This window comes from Nakamurella sp., from assembly GCF_044224575.1.
Lineage (GTDB): Bacteria > Actinomycetota > Actinomycetes > Mycobacteriales > Nakamurellaceae > Nakamurella.
The window spans coordinates 22,360-49,068 of sequence record NZ_JBGAKE010000013.1 but is presented as its reverse complement, the minus strand read 5'-3'; the positions used below and the strand labels follow the sequence as shown (position 1 = coordinate 49,068).

19 protein-coding genes are annotated in these 26,709 nt (G+C 66.8%); 15 read left to right on the top strand and 4 right to left on the bottom strand.

Annotated elements, in window-relative coordinates; genetic code table 11:
* Positions 1-29 precede the first annotated feature (29 nt).
* From ACILSK_RS15740 to ACILSK_RS15730, 3 genes are all read right to left on the bottom strand, one after another.
* A complete protein-coding gene (locus ACILSK_RS15740) occupies positions 30-1,607 on the bottom strand; it encodes a hypothetical protein (RefSeq protein ID WP_395728118.1) in 1,578 nt (525 codons plus the stop codon).
* A gap of 239 nt (positions 1,608-1,846) precedes the next feature.
* The gene (locus ACILSK_RS15735) at positions 1,847-5,704 is read right to left on the bottom strand and encodes a hypothetical protein (RefSeq protein WP_395728117.1); all 3,858 of its coding nucleotides are present in this window, start codon (positions 5,702-5,704) and stop codon (positions 1,847-1,849) included.
* Positions 5,705-6,144: 440 nt separating this feature from the next.
* On the bottom strand, positions 6,145-6,573 hold the full coding sequence (locus ACILSK_RS15730) for a hypothetical protein (protein WP_395728116.1): 429 nt from the start codon (positions 6,571-6,573) through the stop codon (positions 6,145-6,147).
* A gap of 989 nt (positions 6,574-7,562) precedes the next feature.
* On the opposite strand from ACILSK_RS15730, the gene ACILSK_RS15725 reads away from it, so the two are divergent.
* The 14 genes from ACILSK_RS15725 (at position 7,563) to ACILSK_RS15660 (ending at position 23,705) form a co-directional block, all read left to right on the top strand.
* Complete coding sequence (locus ACILSK_RS15725) at positions 7,563-8,255, top strand: Crp/Fnr family transcriptional regulator (RefSeq protein ID WP_395728115.1); 693 nt, start codon at positions 7,563-7,565, stop codon at positions 8,253-8,255.
* A 259-nt stretch (positions 8,256-8,514) separates the two neighbouring features.
* Positions 8,515-9,762, top strand: a complete 1,248-nt coding sequence (locus ACILSK_RS15720; RefSeq protein WP_395728114.1) for a hypothetical protein — start codon at positions 8,515-8,517, stop codon at positions 9,760-9,762.
* Between the two features lie 63 nt (positions 9,763-9,825).
* A complete protein-coding gene (locus ACILSK_RS15715) occupies positions 9,826-10,530 on the top strand; it encodes a hypothetical protein (RefSeq protein WP_395728113.1) in 705 nt (234 codons plus the stop codon).
* A 43-nt stretch (positions 10,531-10,573) separates the two neighbouring features.
* Positions 10,574-13,678: an ATP-binding protein gene (locus ACILSK_RS15710; RefSeq protein WP_395728112.1), complete on the top strand. Its 3,105-nt coding sequence runs from the start codon at positions 10,574-10,576 to the stop codon at positions 13,676-13,678.
* The gene (locus ACILSK_RS15705) at positions 13,675-15,759 is read left to right on the top strand and encodes an FAD-dependent oxidoreductase (RefSeq protein ID WP_395728111.1); all 2,085 of its coding nucleotides are present in this window, start codon (positions 13,675-13,677) and stop codon (positions 15,757-15,759) included. The genes ACILSK_RS15710 and ACILSK_RS15705 overlap by 4 nt, the downstream gene beginning before the upstream one ends.
* A complete protein-coding gene (locus tag ACILSK_RS15700) occupies positions 15,756-16,355 on the top strand; it encodes a hypothetical protein (protein ID WP_395728110.1) in 600 nt (199 codons plus the stop codon). The genes ACILSK_RS15705 and ACILSK_RS15700 overlap by 4 nt, the downstream gene beginning before the upstream one ends.
* On the top strand, positions 16,352-17,383 hold the full coding sequence (locus ACILSK_RS15695; protein ID WP_395728109.1) for a polyprenyl synthetase family protein: 1,032 nt from the start codon (positions 16,352-16,354) through the stop codon (positions 17,381-17,383). Before ACILSK_RS15700 ends, ACILSK_RS15695 begins: the two co-directional genes overlap by 4 nt.
* Before the next feature lie 205 nt (positions 17,384-17,588).
* Positions 17,589-18,662, top strand: coding sequence for a hypothetical protein (locus ACILSK_RS15690; protein ID WP_395728108.1), 1,074 nt, complete (start codon positions 17,589-17,591; stop codon positions 18,660-18,662).
* Between the two features lie 95 nt (positions 18,663-18,757).
* Positions 18,758-19,459, top strand: coding sequence for a hypothetical protein (locus tag ACILSK_RS15685; protein ID WP_395728107.1), 702 nt, complete (start codon positions 18,758-18,760; stop codon positions 19,457-19,459).
* A gap of 64 nt (positions 19,460-19,523) precedes the next feature.
* On the top strand, positions 19,524-19,982 hold the full coding sequence (locus ACILSK_RS15680; protein ID WP_395728106.1) for a helix-turn-helix transcriptional regulator: 459 nt from the start codon (positions 19,524-19,526) through the stop codon (positions 19,980-19,982).
* Positions 19,983-19,987: 5 nt separating this feature from the next.
* Entirely contained in the window at positions 19,988-20,398 is a 411-nt protein-coding gene (locus ACILSK_RS15675; protein ID WP_395728105.1) for a VOC family protein, read from the top strand.
* A 7-nt stretch (positions 20,399-20,405) separates the two neighbouring features.
* Complete coding sequence (locus ACILSK_RS15670; RefSeq protein ID WP_395728104.1) at positions 20,406-20,852, top strand: pyridoxamine 5'-phosphate oxidase family protein; 447 nt, start codon at positions 20,406-20,408, stop codon at positions 20,850-20,852.
* A 79-nt stretch (positions 20,853-20,931) separates the two neighbouring features.
* Positions 20,932-23,319 (top strand): ATP-binding cassette domain-containing protein, encoded by a 2,388-nt coding sequence (locus ACILSK_RS15665; protein WP_395728213.1) that lies wholly within the window; start codon positions 20,932-20,934, stop codon positions 23,317-23,319.
* A gap of 56 nt (positions 23,320-23,375) precedes the next feature.
* Positions 23,376-23,705 (top strand): VOC family protein, encoded by a 330-nt coding sequence (locus tag ACILSK_RS15660; protein WP_395728103.1) that lies wholly within the window; start codon positions 23,376-23,378, stop codon positions 23,703-23,705.
* A gap of 238 nt (positions 23,706-23,943) precedes the next feature.
* Here the strand turns inward: ACILSK_RS15660 and ACILSK_RS15655 are convergent, their stop codons facing one another.
* Positions 23,944-25,476 (bottom strand): class I adenylate-forming enzyme family protein, encoded by a 1,533-nt coding sequence (locus ACILSK_RS15655; RefSeq protein WP_395728212.1) that lies wholly within the window; start codon positions 25,474-25,476, stop codon positions 23,944-23,946.
* Positions 25,477-25,658: 182 nt separating this feature from the next.
* On the opposite strand from ACILSK_RS15655, the gene ACILSK_RS15650 reads away from it, so the two are divergent.
* Positions 25,659-26,609, top strand: coding sequence for an AraC family transcriptional regulator (locus ACILSK_RS15650; RefSeq protein WP_395728211.1), 951 nt, complete (start codon positions 25,659-25,661; stop codon positions 26,607-26,609).
* The last annotated feature ends 100 nt before the right edge of the window (positions 26,610-26,709 follow it).

The window sequence follows — 26,709 nt, the reverse complement described above, 5'->3', positions numbered from 1 at the left end:
GTCGGCACTTATATTAGCAATGACAGATACTAGAGCTGTCCCCGGATGAGTTGGGCGAACACGTCAAGCGTCTCGTCGAGGAAGCCGATGACCCCCAGCGTCGAGTCGATGTTCTGCGGTGGCACGGTCAGCAGCGTGTCCCGCCGGATGAGGCGGTCGAAGTCGACGTCGATCGGTCCGGTGCGGACGGCGCCGGTGGGGGTGCGGAAGGTGACCCCGGCCTGCTCCATGACCCGGATCACCTCCTGCGCGACGATGCCGTAGGCGATCGTCGTCGGGTGCACCCCGTCGAGTGAGAACAGGCCGCCCGTGGCCCGGCCGCCCCGGCCGTCCGCGGTGAGGAACCGGGTGTCCGGTTCGGGCCGCACCCCGGCCAGTGCCCCGGGCAGCGGGTAGGGGGTCCACCACGACGGGCGGGCGCTCGGATCGTTGACGTAACGCCGGTAGGCCAGCCGGTCGAGCACCCCGGCGATGTCGCACAGGTACCAGTTGCGCCCGGCGGTGCGGGCGAGGCGGACCGCCTCCTCGATGTGCTCGTTGTAGAGGTCGATCGCATAGTCGATCGCGCACGCCTGGCCGGCCGTCAGGTGCTTGTCGCTGTCCGGGTCGAACCGGTCCTCCGCCACCCAGGGCCGGGCGTAATACGGGAAATACGCCGACCCCTCGGGTTTGGCGAACATCCCGCGGGTGGCCGGCGGGATGGTGACGTGCGGGATCGTGCACAGGATGACCGTGCGGGCGTCGATCCGCTCGATCCGGTCGACCAGGTCGTCGTATTCGAGTCGGAAGTGGGCGGGATCCCAGACGGTGTAGGAGCCCTTCTTGGAGGGGTCGCGGAAGCCGTCGTCCTCGCTCCACACCAGTTCCAGCCGCAGCACGCTGCCCAGCACGTTGTTGGCGCCCAACCACACCACCAGTGTCTCGATACCGCCGTCCTCGCCCAGAGCTTCGGCCACGTCGAGCAGCGTCATGGCCTCGACCGCAGCATCGCCGTGCGGATAGACCCGCAGGGCCGCCCGGCTCGGCGCGTTGTCGACCAGCGGGATGAGCAGGTTGTTGGTCGGGTCGGCCGCGAACTGCCGGCAGGATGCGAACGTGGCGTGCTGGGCGTCGTACAGGTCCCAGGCGAAGACCGCGAGTGCGTGGTTGAACCCGGTCACGTTGGGGACGACGGCACCGGGACCGCGTTCCCAGTACTCCTCGATGTCGTTCATCAGGCTCCGCGCCCGCAGGGCGGCCAGCGGCACCTCCAACGGGCTGAACGACGGTCCGAATCGCAGCTCGAGCTCGCGCAGCAGGTACTCGATGTTCAGCGGGAGCCCGCCCAGGCCCGGGTATCTGGGGAACCGGAACTGCTCGAACCAGCCCAGCTCGTACGCGATGATCGCGCCGTAGGACAGGTCGGTGTTGTAGATCGCGGCGCTCTGGAAGCCATGGGTCAGCGAGTCGCCGACGGTCACGATCCGGTGGATCCGGTCGTCGTCGGCGGTCGCAGTGACGGTGATCCCGAGGGCCGGGTCGTCGGCCGGCGTGCGCGGTTCGGCCCCCGACAGCGCGACTACCTCGGCCGGGGTGCCGTCGGGCAGTGGGGGAGTGACAGGGGGCATGACGGCCTTCTCTCCGGTACTGAACCCGGTGCTGCTCTTATGGTGATCGGCGTCCGGCCTGCGGTCAATCGGGGTGGCTCCTCAGTAGGCCGTATGCCGCGGGGGGCAGGTCGCCGCTCACCTCCGCGTTGTTTGGCTCAGCCAGGCGTCCGGGCGAGTAGCCGCCGGATCGGGCATCGGTCCGGTGCGCCGCGACACCAAAGGGACCAGCATGCCAGAGTCGCGAGCAGACGGACCGATCACGGCCGAATCGAGATCGTCCGAACATGGGCTCGATTACCCCAGTCGTTGTTGATGTCCGCCAACCGGACCTCGATCACCGCTTCACAACGCTGAGCCGACAACGCCGAACGGAGCGCAGATCGCCGAACAAGGAGCGCACGGGGGCCGCGACCGGCGAGGCTTGGATCGGTCACCACCAGTTCGCCATCGGCGACGCAATCGACTCCATGGCCCGTCCAGGTCGCACTCAGCAGGGTGATCAGGCAGTTACTTGGAGTGTGTCGGCGCTCCAGCTCGCCGCTTTCCGAGTAGCAGGCATCGCCGTCCCTGCGCGCGTTACCGAGCGGTCTCATTTGCTCGGCAAAAGTCGTTTGACCCGGTGTCTCTCTGGCGGTGGCCTTCTTGTCGATGCCGAGCCGCACTCTGGTGCGGATGGCGGCGTACAGGTGCACCTTCGAACCGGCCATCGGGAATCCGTCCCGCGGTTCCCATACTCCCGAAATATGGGTTTGTGCGAGTTCGATGCGGATGTCCAGGTGATCCTCGTCGGGTGGCGGATCCCTGAAGCGGAGCGACGCGTCCACAACAATCCATTCGACGCCGTCGGGGTCGCCAACGCACAAGTCGGATTCGCATTCGAGCGTAGAGATATCGGTCGGGACCCACCAGTCACCGGACACGGTGTCTGATCGATGGGCAGAAAGGATCAACGGCAACGACGCATCGCACGAGAACTGCCAGGCGGCACCACGCGGCGATACCAGCCCTAAGCCAGGGTTCTCCGGTCGACCAGCTTTCAGATGGCCCGCCGCGGACGACCAGGTACGCGATCCCGTCTCGAATCGGCCACATTCATAGGTGTACCAGGACTGGCGGATCAAGTCGGCGTAGAGCTCGGCGGCGCATGTCCGCCGTCGCCCGGTCGCCTCCTCGCGCTCGCGCCGAAGTTCACGGCGCAGCGTGGCTGCGCCGATGCCGGCACGCCGGAGCAACCGGTGCTCAAGCAGCGCGTGCTCCGATGGACCCATGCCGTCGGCGAAGAGCGCGAGCTCCTGTGGACTCAAGAGAATCGGATCGGTACCGGGCGGGCGCAGCCACGAGGGGTTTGGCAACGGGTCCTCCCAGGCCCGAAGGAAATCCTGGAACGGCGGCCGCCCTGACGCGGATCCGGAGGCCTGGGCTGCCTCTCCGGTCAGGAAATACAGCTCCTGGAGGGTTCTGAACATTTGTGGGCGAAAGGCCTCCGCGGCGGTCAACACGGTGCGACAAACGTGTTCGGCTGTCGCACTGTCCGGCCAGCGTCCCCGCACCCCGTTGGCCGCGCACGCGACCGTCTCGAATTGGTGCTCGTCGTTCATCTCTATGCACTGCTTGATCAGAACCTCGACCGAGCGGGGAGACTCGAACAACTCCTCGGTGATCCAGCGGACGGCGTACTCGACGACCTTGGGGTGACTGAGGGTCCATGACCACCAGAGCAGGCATCGCGACAGGCCCACCTTGGATTCGGCAGGCATATCGCGGCGTCCCCGTCCCGCTGCCCAGGTGTAGACGTCGCTGAGTACCTTTGCATCGTTGACGCTGTCGAGGCAGCGTTCCAGCGCCGATGGCCAGATCGCTTCTCGCTGAGGGCCGCTCATTTTCGACAGCTCCGCCGCGAGCCAGCCCGGCGAAACCGTGTCGGGCAGGCCGGTGACGTTGACCAACGCGGCGAAACAAACCAGCCACGCAGAGGACTCGTCGCGCAGGGCAACGGCAGCCAACGAGCGTGTCTGCGCCAGGTAATCGACTGTGGGACGATTCTGAAGGGATCTGCTGAACGCCTCGATCAATCGACCTCGACCGGCGGCGCCCCTGAGATAGTGGGGAACTTCAGCAGCGACGGATGGCGGGCACAATTCGGCGAACAGATCGATCCAGTCATCGAACTCTTCCGGATCGGACAGTTCCCGTAGGAATGCGCGGACGCTGGACCGCCCGCGACGGAGCAGCTGGTCGGCTGCGTGGATCTCCTTGACCCGCTGCCAACGGAACCCGAATTCATTGGCGTTGTCCTCATCCTCAAGGAGGCCGTTGTCGCATAGAAACCCGAGAGCTTCGTCCAGGGCGGAGCGGGTTGTACCGGGAAGGGAGGTAAGCAGATCGGAGCGACGAGCGGATCCTCCCCTGCTCGTGATGTGCGCAACAATGTCGTGGACGAGAGCGGCCGATCGCGTTGCCCCTGGAATGGTTGCCGAGTTGCTGAACTCCTCGGCGAGAAGAGTGACCCAATTGGTGACCAATCTGGACACGGATAGAGGTGCCAGCAATGGTCGGCCGGGTGCGCGTTCGGGCTGGCGCGCGCGCTCCGTGTGCGCAACCTTGGCGGCGATGCGGGCCATTAGTGGATTGTGTAGTGCCGCCGACCAGAGCGTCCCCGGCGGCGTGCCCACCGCGTTGTTCAGGCTGCGGGCCAGCGCCAGTCGTTCGGGTGATCGGTGAACGTAGGTGGGCAGGTCGGGCGGTCGATGGCTGTCGGATCGCATCGTGACAATGACCCGGAGGTGGGTCGTACCGGCGACCTGAGACGCCAACTCGTCGAGGTGGTGGCGCCAGATGGGTGATGCCCATTCGTTGATTCCGTCGACGATCAAAACCGTTGGCCCCGATTGACCGGCACCAAGGTAATCCAGGAGCGTCGTGAAAGCACGCGGGGACAGATCGGCGCAGGGCAATCCGCGCCGCCAGGACTGCTTTAGCACTGGAAGATCGGAGTCGGTGAATGCGCGGGCGCGGACGAAAAGGACGGGGATTCCCTGTTGGGCGAGGGACCGGGCATGCCTGGCGAGGTGATACGTCTTGCCGGTTCCCCATGGTCCGCGGACAAGAAGAAAAGAGACCGATCGAGCCTGGCGCAGGTCCGCAGCAACAGCGAGTTCGTCCCGGATTGCCAGGTAGGACCTGGCTACCCCCAGAATTGCCTCTCGCTCACTCTCGATGCGCACCCGGTCGGCAACATCGTCCAAGCTTGTGTAGTGGTCGTCCAAAGATTCCAGCAGGCTGCTCAGCGAGCTCAGTAGCGTCTCGGTTGTGGTCAGTTCATGGCGGAGCAGCGATTCGACCTCGGTGGGCGTCGAAACGGGCGAGTCAAGGACCGAGATCAAATCACGCAGAGATCGTTCGATGCCCTCCATGCCCAGGTCGAGCCGCCGGGCTCTGGTCACATGCCAGGTACGCCGTGCCAACTCGTCGACAAAGATCGAGAGTCGGGAGCAGTCGGCGACGGTGTCCGTCCCACTGAACCGATCCATTATCCGTTCGAGGTCGGACCGGAAGTGCAAGTCGAAATCGCCCTCGTCCACCACTCTGTCCAGTGCAGCCCGCAACGGGGCGGAGGACAGATCCGTGAGGTCCTGCCGGCTGACCGTTCCCGATCCGAAATACATCCCGTGCAATTCGGGATTCGCTCGGGCGAGTATGCCGTCAATGGCCGCCAAAGAGCGGAAATGGACTTCGAGCGAACGGCCATGTGGGAGAGAATTCTTGGCCGCTTCGGAAAAACGCCGCACGGCCTCACCCCGCACCGTCGTGTCCTTATTCGCCGAACACCAGACGAAGTCGGTGACATCGTCGTGCGAGGGAGTCGCGAGCATTTTCGCCAGCGACTTCCGAACAGCCGAATATTCCTTCCCGAAATCGGAGAAGTACTTGCTCTGAAGGCCAAAGACCCGGTCGTCGGACGTCCTGACCTTGACCTCGACTCCTCCGTCGTAATTCCCACCGAAAGGTCGGACGCCGGTCACCGTTACTGTGGCGATGCTCTGGACGATATCGGCGGCGATCGTCTGACACAGGTGCTCGAAGATGTTGGCAGGCTCGCCCAAGGCAGTGTTCAAACGCACAGCTCCGCCTCTCGAAGGTCAGGTCCATCGTGACATCGCTCCTACGACCCTGCCGCAGGCAACGACCGGATTATGGACCCGGCTCCATCTCCAGGATCCATTCGGCCTCCAATCCGAGGGCCTGGCGCCACTCGGATGGCGTAGCCACTAGGCCTGAAAATCATCGAGCTACCACGGGTTTGATCCACACGTGGGGTCCAGTCTGTGCGACCGATTGTCCAGCAACTGAGTTGAGCGTTCAGCCAGGGCGTGTTGCTACGATCCAGCGCGAGCCGGGGTGCCGTCGGGCAGTGGGGGAGTGACAGGGGGCACGGCGCATTCCCTCCCGAGAGGGCGCCTCCGGGACGGAGCACCCGGGTCGGCGCCGGGCGGTTGGATGGTCCGGACATTCCGGGCGGCACTCGGACCCATGGTGGTCGCCGATCGCCCGATGGTCAATCGGCCACGTGATCGCTCAGGCCGCATTCGGCGAGCCACGCTGCCGCCCGGCGACGGGACGCCCGACTGAGCCAGGCGTCCTGGATCAACTCGGTGACCTCGGTCAGCGACAGCCCGCCCAATCGCGACGCCCGGATCAACACCGACGGGTGCCCGTCGAAGTGCCGGGTGGTGAAGTAAGGCGGCCCGGACTGCAGCAGCGCCTGCTTGTCCTGGTCGCCGTCGACCCAGAAGACGATGACGTCGTCATACCGTTCGCCCGTCTCCGGGTCGACCGCATCCGGTCGGGGATTGCGGAAGAAGACGAAGCTCTTCCCGCCGACCTGGTAGACGGGCCGGTCCGCGGTCCCGGGATAGACGGTGACGCACGGCATGCCGGCGGCAACGCGATGCACGTCCTGAACAGTCGCGGGTGGGTCCGTCATCGGTCCAGTGTCCAACCCTTTCCGTCGGTGTCGGCGGGCGCAGAAGAAGCCGGCCGCGCCGGGCCGGTGCTGAGAACTCGGAACCTGAACGCCAGGACGGGCTGGGCGTGACGGCGGCCATGGGGAGCACTTCATGGCCACCAGCCGGGGGAAGGTCCCGTGTCCGCCCGTGGGCAGACCCCGATGTCCCTGGACAAGCCTGACTATCCGGCGCCGCATCCGGAAGCCGAAACGCGCCGGAGCACCGCTGTGGGAGGGCCTTCCGTCGGACACTCACCGTCGCGCTGGCCGCGCGCCCGACGAGGTGGAGCGCAAGACCATCCGGGACCGCGAACACGTCAAGGCGATGGTGCGGCAAATCTCAACGAGCATGCAGCCGAATCTGATCTGTCGTGTTCGATTTCCCGGAACCGATCCTTCGATCACTACCCGCCCCGGCGGACGCGGCGTTCACACCTGGTCCGGCGGGATGATCGGGAGACACGAACCGGCCGTTCCAGGGTGACCTGGAGCCCGCGGGTCGAGGTCGCCCCATCGCACGTGAACGGGCCTGGCGACGATGGTTCCGGGTTGGGCCGGTCGACGCCGGGCGACGGGCCCGGCGCGCAACCGTAAGCGCAAGCTGAGCGACATCGAGTCCGCCCGGCGCCGGACGACTCGACGGTACGACCGGTGCTGGTCGTACGCGGACGGCATGCCCGCCCCCCTGGCCTGCTGACTTCCGATCCCGCTTTCGATTGATCCGGCTGGCCAATCGACTGGCACGGTACGACGATACGTGTGAGGGGTCGGCTCGACTGCCCCCGATCGAACCCATGGTCTGTGCCCTGGGAGACAGCGGTACACGGCCAGCTGGTGCAGACTCTCTACTGGCCTGCCTGCAGGGAGACGGACGCTCCCCTCGCGAGGAAAACTCATTGCTCGACTCGCTCGCCGGACGCCGACCTCTGTGACATTGTCATGTAGATCGGCCGGTGGAGGGGGCACGGGTGAACCGGGGCGAGATGATCGACGTCCTCGCGACGACCGGCCTCTTTGGTGGTGTGGGTCGTCCCGTGCTCGAGATGGTCGCTGCCGGGACTCACCCGCGCGTCTACGCGCGGGACCAGTTTCTCTGGTACCAGGGCGACCCGGGGGACCGGCTCATCGTCGTGGTGGATGGACTGGTCAAAGTGGTGGTCCATGGGATGTCCGGCGATCAGGTCGTACTTGCGGCGCTCGGACCGCCCGAAACCCTCGGGGAGTTGGCCCTCGTCGACAGACGCCCACGGTCGGCGTCGGTGATTGCTGCCCGGACCACCACCGCCTTGCTCATCAACCGATCCGTCCTTCTCGACCTCATGCAGCGGGACAGCGGGTTCCTCGAGTCGATGCTGAGCTCGTTGGGATCAATTCTGCGTCGATTGACCGAGCAGACCGCCGATATGGTGTTCCTCGATCTCGGCGGCCGAATTGCCAAGCTCCTACTGAGCCTGGGTGAGGAGCATGGCCGGCAATCCCGCGGAACGACACTATTGGAACTTCGCCTGACGCAGACAGACCTGGCCCAGATGGTCGGCGCAACGCGCCCGGCAGTGAACCGCGTGCTTCAGTCCTTCGTCGCTCGGCGGCTGATCTCGATCGACGGACACACGATCACCATTCACGACGACACTGCACTACGCCGCCGGGCGGGTCTGTAGCGGAACGAGCCACCGGTCCGTCGTGCACGAAGAGTAGCAACCGAGGCTGGCCAGAATCACCCGATCAGCGTGCGTGTTGATCCGGCGCGTAGGTAGAATGTGCCGAATGCATGGATCGGGGGACTCATGCGATCGGTCCGCCGGGAAGTCGCGAGCCGAACTTTTTCGTGCGCTGCTCAGCGTTTACTGTCACGTTTTTGGTCACCATTTTCGGATTCGCGGCGCCGCCTCCGTTCTGCTTCCGGTCGGAATCGAGCCGATGAGCCTGAGCGCCGCGTTGGCGACGATCGCCGGTTCCTCCGTCCGACTGCGCGAGATGCTGTGGCGAATTGTCCAGACCGTTCCGGTGGACATGACCGATCCCGGGACGTCCAACCGGTACCCCAGCGAAATCGTAAAGTACTTTCCGGGATGCAATCTCGCCGATCTCGATCGCCTCCGCCGAAGGTATCGAAAGAGGGCCGGTGCGTTCATCAACGCCGTGCGTGCAGTGCGTCAGGGCGAGCTGCCCATGGCCCGTGAACTGATTCTCTGGATGGATCGTCCACGGTCGGACCGGTCAACCTCGGATAGCCGGATACTGGGTTTCGCCGCCGGCGTCGAACTGATTCTTGGGGCGGCCGACACCGAATACATTCGTCGAATGTTGCCGCCGCAGGCACGTCGCTCGCCGAAGCCGCGCGAACTCGACCGAGCACTGGCCCGTTTGGGCCGGCAAATCGGCGAACTGGAATTCGATACGGCTGTCGATGTCGAACAATTCATCGAGGCCCTCACCGATATCGCCGCGTTCGACAAATTTACCCGTGGGTTGTTCGGGTCCGCCGCAGGTGCCGGACAACTGGTCGTGTACCCGGGGTGCACCGCGATCACGCAGGATTCTCCGACCATGGCCACCTGTGTGACGACGACCAGCCTCGTCCGGGGTCCGTTCGCGGCCATCGTCGACGCGATCGACCCGGTCAATTGGGCGCGATCGAGCAACATCATCACCGTCGGACGGTACGTCCCCGGCCCATTCACTCTGGAGCCGATCGCGGTGCCGCCGGGCCTCGGGGACCGGGCCGACCGGAAGGTTCGCGCGCTCGGCCGGGCCCGCTTCTTCGAGGAGAAGGTCCGCGCTTCCTGGAACGGTTCCGGCGATCAAACGGCCAGCTACCACAACGTGCTCAACATTCGGACGTCGAAGCGATCGAGCCGGCGCCGTGCGGACGTCAGCTACAACCTGTGCCGGAGCATCGACAGTACGATCTTGTGGGATCGCCGGGCCGGCGGCCTGCTTCTGGACGAGGGCTATCTCCAGGTTCGGCCGCTGGCCGGCCGGCAGGCGTGGCGGCTGACGATGCGCAAGAAGATCGCGTTCGGCGATCGATTCGGGGCAGGATCCAGGCCGCTTCCCGGTGATCTGCTGCAGATGGTCGAGTACCTGGCCCCCGCCTATATCGCCTTGTACGTCGAATGCGCAATGAACGGTGTCGCCGAAACACACCTGACCGGCTTCGGGTGAGGGGACGGTGACCCATCCGCGAATGAACACACCAACCATTCGACGAACCGGACCGGGAGCATCGTGACGCAAGACCGAGACTCGCTCGCATGGGACCGCGTCGGGCGCTTTCTCCAGGACACCGGGGCAACCGGCTCCTATATCGCGGACCGCAACCTGAAGCTGTGGGCCAAGGTTTCTGCCCAGCTCCGCAACCGCAAGACGTATACGGCCGACGACATGGCCGGTGACGTGGCGTCCTCGATGGTCGCGGCGATGGACAACCTCGACGACATCTGGTCGTTGATCAACGGCGCCTGGCAGGGCGGACTGGCTGCGCAACCACTGCCGACCGCGTTCCTGCTGTTCCGAAGGGCCGGGAAGCACCGGCACGTCCTGCTGAATCCGGTCGCGATACCGGTTGCACCGCAGTTCTGGACGATGCACCTGCCGCAGCGCGCCAAGATCGATTTGAGTGGACGGATTTCCGATCCGGGCGGCCCGGAGCAGACCGTCGACCTTGGCAACCTGACCGACGGTGTCCGTCGATTGGCCCGGTGTCTGGTGGCGATCCGGCCCAAGGATTCAGACGTCTACGTGCTCGAGACGGTCAACTTCAAGATCTCCCGTGAGGTCGGACGCAAGGCCGAAAAGAAGTACCACGACCTCGTTGCCGGAGTCTACGACGGTCTGGTCTACCTGGCGGAACCGCCGATCGCTCTGGCCGAACTGGTGATTGTCGTCGAGGGGCGATCGAAATCGCGGCACGAGGATGGCGACATGGACTGAACCATCGACAACCCCGCGCCTCCTCCCGAAACCAAGGTGGACCATGGCCGAATCCCCCGAGCGTCGACAAGCGATCTCCAGGCTGGGGGATCGGGTCCGAGATCTTCTCGATGATGCGCGCAGTGCGCGCGCGGACGGCGACTGGAAGCTCGCCCTATCGCTGGCCAGCGCGGTCCTGGCGCTGGATCCTGGCAACGCCGAGGGTCAGGCCCTGCTCGCTGGACCAGCTGTGCGGCGTCAGATGACCCTGCTCTTCTGCGACATCGTCGGATCCACGCAGATGGCCGACGCGATCGATCCTGAAGAGATCACCGGCGTCTTGATCGCCTACCGATCGATCTGCGGGGAGATCGTCGATCGATTCGGCGGTTTCATCGACGATCACCGCGGCGACGGAATGCTCGTGCTGTTCGGCTACCCACAGGTCAATGAGGATGACGCCCAACGCGCGGTGCGCTGCGGGCAAGAAATCGTCACCACGTTGAACCAACGACTGCGGCACCGATTCGGCCCTGGCGACGATCCGGCCCTGCAGGTCCGGATCTCGGTGCACTCCGATCTCGTCGTCGTCGACGGTGTGGGTGTCGCCGGGGCCACCGCCAACGAGGCCGCCCGGATCCAGGATCATGCCACGCCGAACACCGTGGTGATCAGCGATGCGACGAAGGCGCTGGTCGAACCGTATTTCGACACCGCATCCATTGGGGCTGTCGCGCTGCGTGGTGTGTCTCGACCGGTCGAGATCTTCACCGTGATCCGGGAGCGGCCTGGCTCCCGCCGGGCGACTCCCACCAGCCCGTTCGTCGGACGTTCCCCGGAGCTGATGCGGCTGGAGGCCTTCGTCACCGGAGACGATCGATTGCTGGTCGTGTCGGGCCAAGCCGGATTGGGTAAGAGCCGGTTGATCGCCGAGAGTGCCCGGCGGTACGGGTTTCCGATGATCGTCTGCCGGGGACGCCGGAGCGAACAGGGCACGAGCCTGCACGTCTTTCGGGATCTCATCCAGACCGCCTGTGGTATCGGGGAATCGGACGACCCTGGGGTCCGACTGGCCAAGCTGCGGGTGCGGATCGGGGAGCCGATGACCCGGAACGGCGACCTTCCCTTCCTGTCCACGGCCGTGGGTGTGCCGCTGACCATGCTGGCGACCCCCGCTCCGGTCGACCCGAGCCAGCTGCGTCGGTATGTCCTGGAACTCGTCGCCGACCTGGTCGTCGGCTCCGGTCGGACGGAGCGCACGGTCTTGTTCGTTGACGATGCACAGTGGGCGGATCAGTCGAGTATCGACGTGATCTCGCACCTGCTCGGAGCGCGGCGTGACCGCCTGCGAATTGTCGTCACCGTCCGTGACGGCTTCGAACCGCCATGGCCGGCCGAACGGATGCAACGGTTGTCGCTCGGGCCCCTTTCCCGAACGGAGTCGACCGAACTCGCCGGGCTGACACCGGCGGGTGCCGGATTACCCAGTGCGGATCTGGACGACCTGATCGACCGCAGTGACGGAGTTCCCCTCTTTCTGGAGGAGCTGCTGCGGACCGCCGAGGCTCTCGGGCGGGGCAGCATTGTCCATCGGTCGATCCGCTTCGGTGAGTACCGGATTCCCCCCGCCCTACTGGACCCGCTGCTCGCCCGACTCGCATCTCCTGACGTCGACCTGGAACTGGTCCAACTGGCCGCCACCGTGGGACGCGACGTGGATCCTGAGTTGCTCCGGCGGGTTGCCGGGACCGACGACGAGGAATTCCGCCGCCGGATCGGCACCTTGCTCGCCGCCGGCCTGCTTGAGGACGGCAAGGAGGGGTTGCGATTCCGACACGAGTTGATCCGGGAGGTGGCGTACGAATCCCAGCGTCGTACGACCCGCCGGCACAACCACGGCATGCTCGCCGACCTGATCGGCAGCGGCGGGGATCCGGCCGCGCGGCAGACCCGGGAGCGGGCGACCCACCTGGAGCGGGCCGGGCAGACCGGCGAAGCGGTTGGCGCCCACTTGCAGATCGCCACTGCCGACCAGTTGGTGGGAGCCGACGCCGAGGTCATCAACCGGCTGACGCACACCCTGGATCTGCTGGAACATCTGCCGGAAGGTACAGGCCGATGGCAGACGGAACTCGCCGTTCGGCGCATGCGCAGCTTCAGCGCGGTCGCCGCACGTGGTTATGGAGCCCCCGAGGCTGCCGCCGACCATCAGCGCGGCGCCGACCTGTGCCGCCTGCTCGTCGGTGCCCCGGAGATCGTTCCGACCCTGATCAGTAGCTGGTCCTACTACAGCTTCCGGGGCGAGTTGGATCGCGCGGACCAGATTGGCATGGCGGTGGTCGCGGAGTGCTCGACCGCTGGGGTCCCGACCGTCGTCGGCGAGGTCTGTCTCGGGATCGACAAGTTCTTCCGCGGTCATTTCGACGACTCCGCGCCGCTGCTCGACGCATTCCTGGAATCCACCTGGGCACGTTCAACGGCGGCCGTCGAGATGTCCCAACAGCTGCCCAGTGACGCCCTCGGCGTGGTTGGCGCCCACCGGGCGTTCATCCATTGGGCGCGGGGTGATCCCGCAGCCGCCGCGGGCTGCATCGGCATCGCGCGCGAACGGGCCGAGCGACTCGGCTTCCCGTACGCACCGTTCACCTCGTGCTACATCGATCACTTCGCCGCGCTGATCCAGACCTTGGAGGGCGACCATGACGGTTCGGCCCGAACCGGCGAGCACATGGCCGAACTCGCCGATCGGCATGGCTTCGCCATGTGGCAGCTCACCGCTGCGCTGCACCGGGAATTCGCCGGGATCATGCTCGGCCGTCACGAGCTGATCGATCAGTTGACTGCGCACGTGACGTTCGCGCGGGACGTGGTGGTGGCCGCGGTACACACCCCGTATTGGCTGACCCAGCTGGCGTCAGCCCAGTTGGCGGCCGGCCGGTCCGCGGAGGCCGGACAGACGCTGAACCAGGCCCTCGACATCGCGGACGGCACGGGCAGCCATTTCTACACGGCCGAGACCCTCGGCATTCTGGGTCGGTCACGGCTGCGGGCGGGGGAGCCGACCGCACAGTACGACCTGGCGCGCGCGGCCGACCTCGCCGACCGGCAGGGCGCCCCGGCCCTGGCGGCCCGGGCCCGGCCCATCGAGACCGCGGCAGCGCCGGCATGAAGCGTGTCGCCGTGGTCGGTGGCGGTATTGCCGGCCTGACGGCCGCATGGCGTCTGAGCAGTCGCAAATGCCGTGACGAGTTCGAAGTCACCGTGTATCAGCGCGGTTGGCGGCTGGGCGGGAAGGGTGCGAGTTCTCGAGGCCCGCACGGCCGGATCGAAGAGCACGGTCTGCACGTGTGGCTCGGCTACTACGAGAACGCATTCCGTCTGATGCGTCAGGTCTACCGCGAGAACGATCGTCCGACCACCGACCCGTCGTGCTCCATCACTCGATTCGATCAGGCCTTCGCGCCGATTCGTCGGGTCGGTATCGGTGAGTCGGCTGACGGAAACTGGTCGGACTGGATCGCGGGTTTCAGGCCGCTCGGCGGATCACCGGGCGAGCGGACGACCGAGGGTGAGAACTCCGGAACCCGATTCATCCGGCGCATCCTCGCGTTACTGACCGACTTCGTCGCATCCCTTCCGGAGGACGACACCGACAGCGAGGCATCGGGTCCGGTGGTCCTCAGCGGCTCACCCGACCCGCCCGCACTCCCTCCAGTCGGTCCGCACCGGCTGATCCGGCTGACCGAGATCGGATCGCTGACGGCGGCGCTGCAGATCCTTCGCCTGTTCGACGGGACGAGTCGCCCCGGACGCCAGGCCACCGCCTATGTGCTTGACCGGATCGACGGGGTCCGGGCGGACATCGACGAGCGGCTGGGCCGGCACGCCGACGCGCGCCGAACCCGTGATTTCGTCGATCTGCTGGTCACCTGCCTGCGCGGAGCCGTCCGCGACGGGCTGTTCGCGGATCCGGCCGGTCTGGCTGCGGTCAACGATCTCGACCTCCGTGATTGGCTGCGCCGGCACGGCGCGGCCGCACAAACCTGCGATCAACCACTCATCAAGGCTCTCTACGATCTGGCGTTCGCCTACGAGCACGGCGATTTCGAGCGACCACGGATCGCGGCCGGCCAGGGTCTACTGCTGACCTGGAAAATGTTTCTCGAATACCGTGGCGCCCTCTTCTGGCAGATGCAGGCAGGAATGGGGGACATCGTGTTCGCCCCCCTATATCAGGCGCTCAAGGCCAGAGGGGTCAGATTCGAGTTCTTCCACCGACTCGATCGGGTCCAGTTGTCTGCCGACGGATCCCGGGTCGCTGCGCTGACGTTCGGCCGCCAGGCGGACCTGCGCCAACCGGGGGAGGAGTACCGCCCCCTGATCCGGGTCGGCGGGCTGCCGTGCTTTCCGGCCGAGCCGGACGTGGACCAGTTGATCGGCCCGGTGCCGACCGACCTGGAGAGCCACTGGTCGCAACGCGGATCGGAACGCCCACGACGCCTGACCGCCGGCCACGATTTCGACGACGTGGTGCTGGCGGTGTCGATAGGCATGATTCCCCATTGCTGTCCCGACCTGCTGCGTCGATCTTCCCGCTGGCGAGCCATGGTGAGGCACTCCGCGACCGTCGCGACCCAGTCACTGCAGTTGTGGCTGACCCCGACGGAGGTCGAACTGGGCTGGCCGCACGTGGGTTCCGCGGTCAGCGGGTACCCACCTCCCCTCGACACCTACGCCGGCATGAGCCACCTGATCCCGCGCGAGGAGTGGCCCCCCGGCGGCCGACCCGGGACCATCGCCTATTTCTGCAGCGCGTTGGAGGACGCCTGGGCCGTGGACCCGGACCTGGCCCGAAAGACCGTCAGAGCGAACGCAGTCGATTTCCTGGACAATCGGGTGAGTCACTTCTGGCCCGGCGTGGGTGACCCGGGAGGGGGATTCCGATGGGACGTCTTGCACCCGGCCTGCTCCGGAGCAACGCCGGACCGGCTCGACACCCAATACTGGCGGGCGAATGTGGACCCATCCGACCGTTACGTCCAGTGCCTTCCGGGCAGTGTCCGGCATCGACTAGGCGCCGACGAATCCGGATTCGACCACCTGTTCCTGGCCGGTGACTGGATCGACAACGGTCTCAACGCCGGTTGCATCGAGGCCGCGGTGATCAGCGGAATCCAGGCGGCGAACGCGGTACGCGGCCGACGGCTGACGGCAGGAATGCTCGGTGACTACCGACCCGGGTCGGCATGAGGAACGCGACAGGTCCACCTGGCGAAGGCGAGCAACGTTGGACCGCCAGAGACGCGGCTGACTTCGCCTTCGACCGGCTCCTCGAGGAGATCGAGCCCCGGAGTTCACCCGTCGGTGCGGATTCGGGTCCAGACCCGGAAGCGTCGACCGAGCAGTTCAAAGTCCGGGCGGCCATCGCGCGGGCCGTCGACGGCTACGCCGGCCTGTTCAACAACATTCTTCAGTTCCTTGCCGCCGACGTGACCGGGGTGGTGTTCGACCGATCGACCGGTCGCCGCCCGCCCGAACCTGTCGTACTGGTGGGGCGGCCCGGGGCCAGGACGGGAGCGGTGGTCTGGATCCACAACGTCTCCGGCGCCTTCGTGCCCGAGTTGACCCTGCGCCTGACCGATCTCTGGCACGCCAATGGTTCCCGGCTGACCGCCGACCACGGCGACATCGAGCCGCCGATCCTCGATGGCTCCACCGACCGCCGCCGGACCGCCTGGGTCGGGATCGCCGTGCCTCCGGGAGCAGTCCGCGGCACGTACCACGGTTACGTGCTGGCCGACGGGCTGCCGGACGCCGCGGTCCGCCTGAAACTGGTCGTTCGATGACCGGTATATCGGTCACCGACATCCACGACGGACTGGCCCGGTATTCCCGGATCACCCGGCAGCGGATCGAACGTCACCTGACAGCGGGGCGGCCGCGTCAGTATCTGTACGACCCGATGCGGGACTACCTCGATCGAGGCGGGAAGGGTATCCGCCCCGCTCTGCTGCTGGCCACTTGTGAGGCCTTCGGTCGACCGTGCGAGGCCGCAGCAGGGGCGGCCGCCGCCGTCGAGATGCTGCATACCGCCTTCTTGATCCACGACGACATCGAGGATGACAGCTCGCTGCGCCGGCATAGCCCCACCTTGCACGCCATCCACGGACTGCCGCTGGCCCTCAACGCCGGGGACGCTCTCGCGACGCTCGCGCTGGACCCGATCCGCCAGGACGCCGGCCTAGGACCGCGCGTCCGCGAGTTGGTGACCTTCGAGCTGATGACGACCATCCGGCACACCACCGAGGGACAGGCGCTCGAGCTCGGCTGGCGGCGCGAGCGGATCGGTGATCTCGCACCCATCGACTACATCGCCCTGGCCGGCAAGAAGACCTGCTGGTACACCACCGTCCTGCCGATCCGACTGGGCGCGATCATCGGGTCTCACGGCACCGCGCAGCTGGCCGCGCTGAGCCGATTCGCCTTCTACCTCGGCCTCGCCTTCCAGACCAGGGACGACCTGCTCGACGTGGAGCAGCGGGAGTCGCCGGACAAGATGCCGTTCGACGACATTCGCGAGGGCAAGCACACTCTTCTGCTGATCCATCTACTGGCCAGGGCCGACGACGCCGACCGGACCTGGTTGCGCGGGTTCCTGGGCCTCCACCAACGGGACCGCACGCCCGACGACTGCACCCGGGTCGCAGGGATGCTGCGCGGATATGGAAGCGTTGACTACGCAAGGGGATTCGCCGAGGAGATGGCGACCGCCGCCCGTGCGGAGTTTGCCCGGGCATATGCGCAGGCACCGGCCCGGACCCGCTTGGCGTTCGTCCGGCACATGATCGACTACATGCTCCAGCGCGAAAACTAGCTGGGCGCTCGCGGTCCGGCCGAGGTCTTGTCCGGTGGCAACGAGGATTGCGGCACGATAGCCGGTCGGCCCGCGGTGCGCTGTCACCACGAGCACAGCCGGTCTGTCACCTGCCCGGCTGGTCGGATCACCTCGGATCACTATCTTCATTTTCGGCACGATTTTCCGAAGCGGTGACGGCAAATCGTGGGCCTACTGGAATTTGTTGATCGAGGAGGTGGATCATGGGGCCGTGATGGGATGTGGGGGACAAGCCAGCCATTCAACAGAACACCCACACAAATGGAAAGGTACAACAATGAGCCACTTCTTCGTCGTCATCTCACCCAACGGTGCAAATGTTCCGAATGCCAAGGTGATCACGGCCGCCATGACCGCCGCCGGTGGATCCGTGACCGGGATCACCCAACCGGGCACGTCCGCCAGGGTCGACTACACCGGCGATGTCGTGCACAGCACGTTCGCGAACGCGCTGGCCCGCGCGGCCGGCAAGAAGCCGACCAACTGGGAATTCGCGTGGGGCGACGGATCCTCCGATGCTCTGGTGGCCGACCCGACCGGTTACCAGATCACGATCACGATGCCCCAGAGCTCGCTGGACAGTCTTGTCAACGAGAACGCCTTTCTGTACGCCTTCAAGGCGGTGCAGTCGGAGCAGCCCGCCTCGGGCGCACCGCTCGTCTGGTTCAAGCTGGGCGCGCCAGGGTATTCGCTGGACACGGTTCTGAACTGGCAGGTCCAGTACCAGGCCTACACGTCGACGAATACCATCGTGCCGAACGGGCAGGTCACCGCCAGCTTCAACGCCGACATCGACCTCGGTCAGGCCCTGCACGTCACCGGGGTCGGTGGGGACGGGCAGGTCAAGGACGACGGGACACCCAAGGCGCTGACCATCGCGAACGACACGACCACGCCATTCACCTGCGGAATCTCCGCCCCGGCCGTCACGCCGGCCGGCCCGGTGTCGAATCCGATTTGCGCCTTTCCTCTCTATGGGGAGAGCGGTGACGTCTTCGTGCCGATCGAGAAGGTCCTGCTGATGTTCTCGACCAAGGAGGTCGACACCGGCACGGTGATCGAGCAGTCCTACAGCGCCGGCGTGTTGGTGGACGTGACCGGCGGCATCCCCCGCACCGTCAACTTCGATATCAACGGCGGCTGGGCGTGGGATGGCGGACGCTGGGCCGTCAGCATTCCCTTCAATGAACAGCTCGTCCCGCTGCTCATCGAGCCCTCGTCGAACGTGTCAGCTCCGGCGGAGCGGCTGGCGAGCTGACCCCGGACCCGTCCCGTCCATCCGATGGTCCGGTTCATCGGGCGCCGCCCGTCGACGAGTCGACGGGCGGCGCCTCCAGCGCCCAGGGAGTAATCATGGAACAGTTCCAGGCGACGATTTCGATCCCGCAGGTCGATCTCCAGGATCTGCAGTCGGACGGAGCCCACCTCTATGTCTTCCGTCGCGTGCTGTCTGCGGATACCGCGGGAAGGCCTGTCCTGTGGAGCGACGTGGCCTATTCCGAGACGACCACGGTGCAGTGGTCGGACGGACTCCAGGCCTATACCTCGGCGGGGCCGATCGTGGGCGGTGACCAGGTCCACCCCGGATTCGCCGTCACGGTCGCACCGGGCCAGCTGCTCACGGTGGACGGCACCGGCTGCGGGCAGGTCACCGCGAACGGCCACCCTGGCGTTGTATCGATTCTTAACGAATCGACTCGGCAGTTCGACTGCGGACTCTCGGCCGCGTTGGGCAGCGGACCGGTGCCCTTCTGTGTAGGCCCGCTCGGCGGTTCCGATCTCCAGATCCTGCAGCCCGCGCCGACCATCCTCCTGTTGTTCTCGACCCGGATCGTCGAACCCGGAACCGTGATCACCGACTTCTACGACGGAATTGCGCAGACCGCATACAGCCCGGCTGTTCTGATCGACTTCGCGACCGGAAATCGGCGCGCCCTCGCATACGCGTGCGCACAGGGGTGGTCGTGGGGCAAATACACCTGGGCCCGCCAGGTAGCGGCCGGGACCGATCTGGTCCCCTTGCTCGTGGTGCGGCCGACCTCGTCCGGTCTCTGATCCGCCCGGCGGCGAGCCCGACTGCCGTTGGGCAGCACCCCGGAGTCATGGCACCATCGGCGGGGTGAGCACCAGCCCCGAGGAACAGCGCCTGCGGGATCTAGTGCTGCTACGGCAGGTGCGGGACCGGATCGACCGGGAGTACGCCCAGCCGCTGGACGTGCCGGCGTTGGCCCGTGGGGTGAGCATCTCGGCCGGGCACCTGAGCCGGCAGTTCAAGCAGGCGTTCGGCGAGTCCCCGTATTCCTATCTCATGACCCGGCGCATCGAGCGGGCCAAGGCGCTGCTGCGGCGCGGCGACCTGACCGTCACCGACGTCTGTTTCGCCGTCGGCTGCTCCTCACTCGGCACGTTCAGCACCCGGTTCACCGAGTTGGTCGGCGTCCCGCCGAGCGTCTACCGGGAGCAGGCGGCCCGGGGGACGGGGGAGTTGACGGGTGAACTGCCCTCGTGTGTGGCCAAGCAGGTCACCAGACCGATCAGGAATCGAGAAGCCCGCCCGGCGGCCCCCGAACTAGCGTGAGCGCCATGGACATCACCATTCACTACGCCTTCCTCCCGCACACCGACGCCGACGCCGCGCTGGCCTTCTGGTGCGGCACGCTCGGCTTCGAGCTGCGCAACGACGTCGGCTACGAGGGCCTGCGCTGGCTCACCGTCGGCCCGCCCAATCAGCCCGAGACGTCCATCGTGCTGCACCCGCCGGCCGCCGATCCCGGCATCACCGACGAGGAGCGTCGGGTGGTGCTGGAACTCATCGCCAAGGGCAGCTACGGCTCGCTGGCGCTGGCCACCAAGGATCTCGACGGGCTGTTCGACAAGCTGCAGGCCAGTGGCGCCGACGTGGTCCAGGAGCCGACCGACCAGCCCTGGGGGGTCCGGGACTGCGCGTTCCGCGACCCGACCGGCAACATGATCCGCATCAACGAAGTCAGCTGAGCCGGCCGTGTGCGCCGACCCGCGCTCGCCGATCTGGCGCCGTCGGGACACCGAACGCCGGCTCGCCCACGACGTCGACGTCTGGGTGTCCAGCGCGTCCCCGGACGGCACGCCCTACCTGGTGCCGCTGTCGTTCGACTGGGACGGCACGGCAGTGCTGCTGGCCACCCTCGCCGACAGCCCGACCGGGCGGAACCTGGCCGCCACCGGACGGGCCCGGCTGGGCCTCGGTCCGACCCGCGACGTGACGATGATCGATGCCGACGTCGAGATGGTCGGCGCGGTCCCGCCGCAGGAGGGCGATCGGTTCGCCGCCCGGACCGGCTTCGACCCCCGGACCGAACCGGCGCGGTACCGGTGGTTCCGGGCGACTCCCACCCGGGTTCAGGCCTGGCGGGAGGCCGACGAACTGCCCGGCCGCGACCTGATGCGCGCCGGGCATTGGGTGGCCTGACCCGGTCCCGCTGCCGCTGTCGGAGCCATCGGGTAGACACGACAGTTGCCGGCCACCCCGCACGGATGGAGACATGACGATGAGCAGCGCCCCCACCGCCGACCCCGAACCGTCGCTGCATGCGGCGGACAGCCACGACCTGATCCGGGTGCACGGCGCGCGGGTGAACAACTTGAAGGACATCAGCGTCGAGATCCCCAAGCGCAGGCTGACCGTCTTCACCGGGGTGTCCGGGTCGGGCAAGTCGTCGCTGGTGTTCGGCACGATCGCGGCCGAGTCGCAGCGGCTGATCAACGAGACGTACAGCACCTTCGTGCAGGGCTTCATGCCGACGCTGGCCCGGCCCGACGTGGACGTGTTGGACGGGTTGACCACGGCCATCATCGTGGATCAGGAGCGGATGGGGGCGAACCCGCGGTCGACGGTCGGTACGGCCACCGACGCCAACGCGATGCTGCGGATCCTGTTCAGCCGGCTCGGCGAGCCGCACATCGGCTCGTCCCAGGCGTTCTCCTTCAATGTCGCCTCGGTCAGCGGAGCGGGCGCGGTAACGGTGCAGAAGGGCGGCGTGCAGACCAAGGAGCGTCGGGAATTCAGTATCACCGGCGGCATGTGCCCGCGCTGTGAGGGCATGGGCCGGGTCAACGATTTCGACCTGACTGCGTTGTACGACGCGAGCAAGTCGCTCAACGAGGGTGCGCTGACCATCCCCGGGTACTCCATGGAAGGCTGGTACGGCCGGATCTATCGCGGCTCCGGATTCTTCGACCCGGACAAGCCGATCAGCAAGTACAACAAGCGCGAGCTGGCGGACCTGCTGTACAAGGAGCCGACCAAGATCAAGATCGAGGGCATCAACCTGACCTACGAAGGGTTGATCCCCAAGATCCAGAAGTCCTTCCTGGCCAAGGATGTCGAGGCGATGCAGCCGCACATCCGCGCGTTCGTCGAACGGGCGATCACCTTCCAGACCTGCCCGGAGTGTCACGGCACCCGGCTCAACGAGGGGGCCCGGTCGTCGAAGATCAAGGGCATCAACATCGCCGAGGCGTGTGCGATGCAGATCTCCGATCTCGCCCAGTGGGTGCGCGGCCTGGCGGAGCCGTCCGTGGCGCCGTTGCTGACGGCACTGGGGGAGACCCTCGACTCGTTCGTCGAGATCGGCTTGGGCTATCTGTCCCTGGAACGCCCCTCGGGCACGTTGTCCGGGGGAGAAGCCCAGCGCACCAAGATGATCCGGCATCTGGGCTCATCGCTGACCGACGTCACCTATGTGTTCGACGAGCCGACCATCGGCCTGCACCCGCACGACATCGCGCGGATGAACGAACTGCTGCTGCAGTTGCGGGACAAGGGCAATACCGTCCTCGTCGTCGAGCACAAGCCCGAAGCGATCGTGATCGGTGACCATGTCGTCGATCTCGGTCCCGGGGCCGGGTCGGGCGGCGGCGAGGTGGTCTTCGAGGGCACCGTCGACGAGCTGCGCGGCTCGGGCACGCTGACCGGCCGGCACCTGGACGACCGGGCGACGCTCAAGGCGTCCGTCCGCACGTCCTCCGGCGCGCTGGAGATTCGCGGCGCCGACACCAACAACCTGCAGCGGGTCGACGTCGACGTGCCGCTGGGCGTGCTCGTGGTCGTCACCGGGGTGGCCGGCTCCGGCAAGAGCTCGCTGATCCACGGCTCGCTGTCGAAACGGGACGGCGTGGTGACGGTCGACCAGGGCGCCATCAAGGGATCGCGCCGCAGCAACCCGGCCACCTACACCGGGCTGCTGGAGCCCATCCGTAAGGCCTTCGCCAAGGCCAACGGCGTCAAGCCGGCCCTGTTCAGCGCCAACTCGGAGGGCGCCTGCCCGAACTGCAACGGCGCCGGCGTGATCTACATGGACCTGGCCATGATGGCCGGGGTCGCGACGCGGTGTGAGGTGTGCGAGGGCAAGCGGTTCCAGGCCGAAGTGCTCGAGTACACCTTCGGTGGAAAGAACATCAGCCAGGTGCTGACCATGTCGGTCGCCCAGGCCGAAGAGTTCTTCGCCACGGGCGAGGCGAAACTGCCCGCGGCACACAAGATCCTGGCCGCGCTGGCCGACGTCGGTCTGGGCTACCTGACCCTGGGGCAGCCGCTCACCACGCTGTCCGGCGGTGAACGGCAACGGATCAAGCTGGCCACGCACATGGGGGAGAAGGGAGGCGTCTACATCCTCGACGAGCCCACCACCGGCCTGCACCTGGCCGACGTGGAGAATCTGCTCGCCCTGCTCGACCGGCTCGTCGACGCCGGCAAATCGGTCATCGTCATCGAGCACCACCAGGCCGTCATGGCCCACGCCGACTGGATCATCGATCTAGGGCCCGGTGCCGGGCACGACGGCGGCCGGATCGTCTTCCAGGGGGCGCCGGCCGACCTGATCGCCGACCGGTCCACCCTCACCGGTCAGCACCTGGCCGAGTACATCGGTCACTGAGTTTCTCGTCGGCGGCCGGCATCCGGCCGGCCGCCCCATCCGAAGGGAGCCCGCCCATGGGCATCGCCATTCGCAGCGTCGTGGTCCCGGTCGGCGATCTGGCCGCCGCCAAGAACGTCTATACCGCCCTGTACGGGGCGCCGCACACGGACACCCCGTACTACGTCGGCTACAACGTCGACGGGTTCGAGGTCTCGCTCGCCCCGCAGGAACAGACCGGCGGTCCGGTCGCCTACACCGACGTCGACGATCTCGACGGAGTGCGGGAGACGCTGCTCGCGGCGGGTGCCACCGAGCGCAGCGCGCCACGTCAGGTCGCGCCCGGGGCGCGGGTGTGCGTGCTGGCCGACGCCGACGGCAACCCGATCGGCCTGCGCGGCGCGTGACCGGACCGCCGACACAGGCCCCGTGGCCCAGGCCGTTGGGCGTCAGCCGGGACTCGGCCTGATCCTGCTCCGCCTCGACCGTGCCCAACGGGTGCCTCCGTGCATCCGAGCACGGCCCTCTCGCACCGGTCGTCCCGGTCACGACGGCGGGAGGCCGTCGTCGTGACCTGACCGACCGGAACGACAGGGCCAGACCCAGGACGGCATGCCTTCGTGTCTGAACCGGCGGAAGGTGGCGTCAGCGGGCCAGGGCGTCCCATTGCGCGGAGTGCCGGAGCTTCGCCTTGAGCAGCTTGCCGCCGGCGTTGCGCGGGAGCGGCTGGTGGAGGACCTGCACGTACTGCGGGACCTTGTAGTCCGCGAGCTGCACGCGGCAGTGCGCGATGACGTCGTCGACGACGATCTCGCCGCTGTCGCTGTAGAGCACCACGCCGACCTTCTCGCCCATCACGTCGTCGGGTACCGCGATCGCCGCTGCTTCGGTGACACCCGGTGCGCCGAGCAGGGCGGCCTCCACCTCCAGGCTCGAGATGTTCTCTCCACCGCGGATGATGATGTCCTTGCTCCGATCGATGATGTGCACGCGTCCGGCGTCGTCGACACGAACGATGTCGCCGGTGTGGAGCCAGCCTCCGGCGAACGTCTCCGCGTTCGCCTCGGGGCGGTTCCAGTAGCCCGCGGTGACGTTCGCGCCCCGAGCGACGAGCTCGCCCACCATGGGCTCGTCATCGTTGAGGGGTATCACCCCGAGGTCGATCGACGGGACCGCGTAGCCGATCGAGTCGGCGTGCTCGACGGCGTCCTCGTGCGGTAGGACGGTCATCAGTGAGGCTGACTCGGTCATCCCGTAGCCATTGAAGACCCGGGCGTCCGGGAAGCCCTTCTGGATCTGCGCCACCAGGCTCGGTGCAACCGGCGCGCCACCGTAGCCAACCCAGCGGACGCGGGACACGTCGATCCCGTCGAACTCCTTGTTGCGCAGAATCAGTGAGTAGATCGCCGGCACGGACACCATGAAGGTGATCCGCTCCTCCTGAAGTGTCTGGAGGAGCTGCGACTGGTTGAAGGCGGGAAGGATCACTGAGGTGCCCCCCACGTACACCGCGGCAAGGAGCTGCGTGTTGCATCCCGTGACGTGGAAGAGCGGAACCGAGATGAGCGTTCGCATGCCGGCTCCCGCGTTCGCGGGGATCCCGATCGTCGTCGAGACGTTGACGGCGTTGGTCAGGAAGGCCGTATGCGTCGTGGGGACGGCCTTGGGATGGCCGGTCGTCCCGGAGGTGTAGAAGAAGGCGGCGACGTCGTCGCCGGTCAGGTGGTCATCGACGTGGGCCGCGCCGCTCGGCAGGTCCGAGTCCGCCGCTAGGTCGAGCTTCACCCCGGCGTCCTCCAGCATGAAGGCGACCTCCGACTCCGACGACCGGGTGTTCGTCGCGACGGCGATGGCGCCCGCCATGAGCGTCCCCCAAAAGGCCGTGACCCAGGTGATTCCCGCCGGGTACCGGATGGCGACGCGGTCGCCCTTCGTGATCCCGAGATCACGCAGACCCCCGGAGACGCGTGCGGCCCGCTCCCAGAGCTCGAGGTAGGTGAACCGCTCTCCGCCGATCTCGACGACCGCCTCCACGTCAGGGGTCTGCTCGACCCGGCTCCTGAGCAGTGCGACCAGGGACGAGGTCAACTCCACGTACCGCGGACCCCGCTCACCGACGTCCACTCCCGTCCGGGGGTAGGGGTTGAGCGTTCGAGGAATCGGGATGATCGAACTCATGGCGGGAGTCCTCTCTGGAAGGGCGACGGGGATGTTCCCTGAGTCAATCGGGGTGCGCGGTCCTGGTCTCGCCGTCCTGCGCACTGCCCTGTCGTGAACGCGCACATCATGGCGACGGAGCCGGCCACGGTCACGACTGGTCAGATTTCTGTCCTGTGGTAGCGTCCAATTGGGTGAGGGCCATGTACAGGGTTGCCACGTTTGACGCCCGGCCGGACGTCGCCGACTCGCTCGAAGCGTGGCGTGACTGGTGCTCAGGAATCCATGGGAAGCTGCAGATTTCGCTGGATAGCGAGACCTTCCGAGGTCGGACCGCTCGCCAGCGCACCGAAACCTATGAGCTCGTCAACTGGTGCAGCGACGCCGAGGTCATCGCGAGGTCGAGCCGAGACATCAAGCGCGACGAGCGCGGCAGCTACGAGATCCTGGTCCCGCTCCACGGCGACCAGCATGTCGGTTGGGCGGCCGGCGACCATCAGATGACGCCGGGTTCCATGGCACTTCTCCCCGTCGACTCACCCTTCCGCCTCGCCCATGCCGCGGGTGCCTCTGCCGTCACCCTCATCGTGCCGGCTTCGCGCCTGGACGATCGGTTGGGTCGCTTCGACGCAGGCCGGTCACCGCAGATCCTCGGAGCGACGGGGCTCCCGCGGGTGTGCCGGGATCTTCTGGTCAGCCTGCACGAGTCCCGTGCGGACCTCTCCGCCAGCCAGTTCGACCTGGTCTGTGACCGGGTCGTGGATCTGATGAGTCTTGCGCTGCGCAGCGACCCGGTGGTGTCGGTCGAGTCCGGTTCGGACGCCGTCTTCTTGGCTGTGCGTCACCATATCCGCGAGAACGCCACCGATCCCGAGCTGTCCGTCCGGTCCGTCGCGGTGGCCGTCAACTGGTCCGCCCGCTACATCCAGGCCGCGCTCGCTCGCCAGGGCACGACCGCGACCGAGCTGATCAGGACCGAGCGCCTGGAGCTGGCGCGCACCCGCCTGATGAGCCCGGGCTTCGCCGATCAGAACGTCGCAGCCGTGGGAGCCTCGGTGGGGTTCGGCTCGGCGAGTGCCTTCACCGCCGCCTTCCGCCGGCATTTCGGTGTCACGCCGAGCGACCTCCGCGCCGGGAGTCAGCACTCCGCGTAGAGGACAGTTCGGCGAGGCGCATCGGTCGCTCGTTGTCCCATTGGGTATGCGCATCCGCGACAGACCTGTGCGGATCAACGCCAGACGCCGCAGGCCGGCA